This is a genomic window from Pseudaquabacterium terrae (genome assembly GCF_013266755.1).
GTDB lineage: Bacteria > Pseudomonadota > Gammaproteobacteria > Burkholderiales > Burkholderiaceae_C > Pseudaquabacterium > Pseudaquabacterium terrae.
Map to the genome: position 1 here is coordinate 1 of NZ_JABRWJ010000038.1, position 2,767 is coordinate 2,767.

Annotated in this window: 3 protein-coding genes; 1 reads left to right on the forward strand and 2 read right to left on the reverse strand. The window is 61.4% G+C overall.

The features are described from left to right. Positions 1-213 precede the first annotated feature (213 nt). Together HLB44_RS36545 and HLB44_RS36550 are read right to left on the reverse strand one after the other, a co-directional pair. Positions 214-726 carry an energy transducer TonB gene (locus HLB44_RS36545; RefSeq protein ID WP_173135772.1) on the reverse strand — a complete coding sequence of 171 codons (513 nt, stop codon included), beginning with the start codon at positions 724-726 and terminating at the stop codon, positions 214-216. Between the two features lie 86 nt (positions 727-812). Further along, on the reverse strand, positions 813-1,232 hold the full coding sequence (locus tag HLB44_RS36550; protein ID WP_173135775.1) for an LIC_13387 family protein: 420 nt from the start codon (positions 1,230-1,232) through the stop codon (positions 813-815). A 105-nt stretch (positions 1,233-1,337) separates the two neighbouring features. On the opposite strand from HLB44_RS36550, the gene HLB44_RS36555 reads away from it, so the two are divergent. Further along, entirely contained in the window at positions 1,338-1,511 is a 174-nt protein-coding gene (locus tag HLB44_RS36555; protein WP_173135778.1) for a hypothetical protein, read from the forward strand. The last annotated feature ends 1,256 nt before the right edge of the window (positions 1,512-2,767 follow it).

The window sequence follows — 2,767 nt, forward strand, 5'->3', positions numbered from 1 at the left end:
ACTCGGCTTTCGTTGCCAGAGTCGATGCGCAACGGGATTCGGCTGTTCCTTTGGTGGCTGATGCGATGACGGGCGAGTGAATGCGGTGCCTCTGGCAGCGCTACGAGCCGTGGCGGACGTGTTTACCCGAGGCCTAACGTTTGACATGAGGGGCGGCCGCAAGCAAGCGAAGCTTGCTTGTGGACGTCCCCTCGATGGAAGGGTTAGCCCGCATCATCGAACTCTGAAGTTGAACGCGAATGGAAACTGCATCTGGCACGGGCTGCCTTGACATACGGCGGGCTTGAAGCGAGTGAGGAGCAATACGGTTGCTGCGAAATTGGTCATCTCGGCACTAGGTGAACCGATCACCTTGACCGCGGTGGGGCTTCCGTTCGGACCAACTGTCACTATGAGAATCAGGTCTCCCTCGACCAGGAGCTTGGCCTGCGCTTTCCGCATCGCTTCGTGAATTGGTTTAAGCCCGTCGGCCGGAAACGGTGGCTCGTCGCCTGGCTGAACGTTCTCGTAGACCTGATTGACCAGTGCCTTTTCCGACGCGGTAAGTTCCTCGTACCGCTTGTTTATAGGAATCGGAGAGCCGAAAACGGCATGGCGCCGAATTGCTGAGCCCAACGGGGGGTGCTCCTCCTTGATGCTGTACTGCGATTCGACTGCCTGTGCCGAGAGGGCGAGCAGCAGTAGGAAGGCTAGGGAACGCGCAAGAATCGGCCGTTGGGTGACCATATGCTGCCTCTGCGGGCTAACGTTTGACATGAGCGGCAGTCACAAGTGGGCGAAGCCCGCTTGTGACTGTCCGCTCGATGGAAGGGTTAGGCCCAGGTTGCGACGAGTGCTGAGGCATACAGAGCCGTTGCCAGGAAGATGCCACGGAAGGGGACCTTGAACCAGTAGAGTTTTCCGAGGACAAGGTACGCGCAGAGGCAGACAAGACCAAGTGTCATCAGGAAGGGTGACTTGAACAGAAAGCCTGAACTCTCAAGTGCAAGATACCCATAAACGAGACCGAAGAGCATGGCTCCGAAACTGTGGCTGGCGCGAAAGCCTATTGAGGCCCGCCACATGGTTGTTTCGCGCGAGATCACTGGCGAAACCTCCTTCAATCTTTCGAGAAGCGAAGGGTCTCGCGGGTGGAACTTTGTCCCTCGATAGGTGAACACGAGATGCAGGACGCCGAGTGTAAGAATGACGAGCGCACTCGCGGCAATGAGAATCGAGGGGACGGTTCGCACGTAGGTGTTTCCTGGGCCTAACGTTTGACATGAGGGGCGGCCGCAAGCAAGCGAAGCTTGCTTGTGGACGTCCCCCTCGATGGAAGGGTTAGGCGTTGGTCGACGATGCACCGCCACAAGGCCGTGCTGACGGTGGTGGGCAACGAACGCAACGCCTTTGTGTTCACGATTGGCGAGGGGCGACCGAGCAGACCGAGAGAATACCTGGGCGAAAGGCAAACGGTTCTAAGCCGTCGCAGGGCGGCCGGTACGGACGTGGCGCTGTACATGCTGGCATGATGCCGCGCAGCCACTCCGGGGGACCTGTGCGCGCTGATTCGAAGAGCGGCGTTTGAGGAACACCTTCGCCCGCAGCCTTTACAGACGCCTAACGTTTGACATGAGGGGCGGCCGACAGACAGCGAAGCTGGCTGTTGGACGTCCCCTCGATGGAAGGGTTAGGCCGATGCTTCATGGGCGTTCTCGTGCGGTACGGCCGGTTTGCCACCCTCACTCGCTCCTTCTCGCATGCCGAACCACCGACTGCTGCATTGTCTGTGCCTCGGAGAGCCATGGCACTGGTTGAGCTGGCCCACGCTGAAACTCCCTTCCTGTGCAGCAGCGCGGAACGACCGACCGCTGCCTTGGACGTGGATTGTGGTGCATACCTCGATTGCAGGCTCGGGCGGGTACCGACTTCCGCGAAACGCACCCGCTGCTCCTTTTCTGTGCCTCGGAGAGCCGTGGCGCTGTTGGAGCGTAGCCAGGACTTCGTTCCTGTGCTGGAGCGCAAAGCCGCTGGCTGTCCGCGTGCGCCGACCGCTCGTTGCGAACAACGATCGACTTGATGGCCTGTCCGCGGATAGCTGCAGCGACCGTGACGTGCAGCTGAGCATTTGCAGCGGCCTAACGTTTGAGGTAACGCGCGGCCGCCAGCGGAGCGCCAGGGCCGCGAGGCACATGATAGGCCTGGGTGCCTCGCGGCCCTGGTGCGTAGCTGGTGGACGTCGCGTTGACCGAAGGGTTAGGCCTCGTGCGTTGGCGACCGTGAACAGCGAGCAGGCTGAGGAGCGACTTGGGCCCGGAGCTGCGTGACACGGGCGCGAGAACTGCCAGAGCTTGACCGATGTTCTTGCCGCCGACGGCTGCGTGAGCGGCGATGCGAACACCACCCGAAGTGAACGGCATGCTCTTTGTGGGCCTGGTGCTCCGGTGCTTCGAGTCGCGACGACCGATCTTGTTCTTCGATGTGCTCGGGCCGTGCGCCGAACGCGCGTGCGACGGGTGGCCCGCACAGACCTTGCCCCTCTTCCTTTGCCAGGGCCTTGCCAGACGCGCTGCTCTCGTATTCGGCTGTTCATTTGCTGGCTGACGAGACGACGGTCGCAGGCATGTGGTGCTTCTTGAACGCTGCGAGTCGCGACGACCGTGCTACCCGAGGCCTAACGTTTGAGGTAACGCGCGGCCGCCAGCGGAGCGCCAGGGCCGCGAGGCACATGATATGCCTGGGTGCCTCGCGGCCCTGGCGCGTAGCTGGTGGACGTCGCGTTGACCGA

Coding starts and splice junctions, on each gene's coding strand:
- HLB44_RS36545 (WP_173135772.1), bottom strand. CDS start 726: ATGGTCACCCAACGGCCGATTCTTGCGCGTTCCCTAGCCTTCCTACTG.
- HLB44_RS36555 (WP_173135778.1), top strand. CDS start 1,338: ATGCACCGCCACAAGGCCGTGCTGACGGTGGTGGGCAACGAACGCAAC.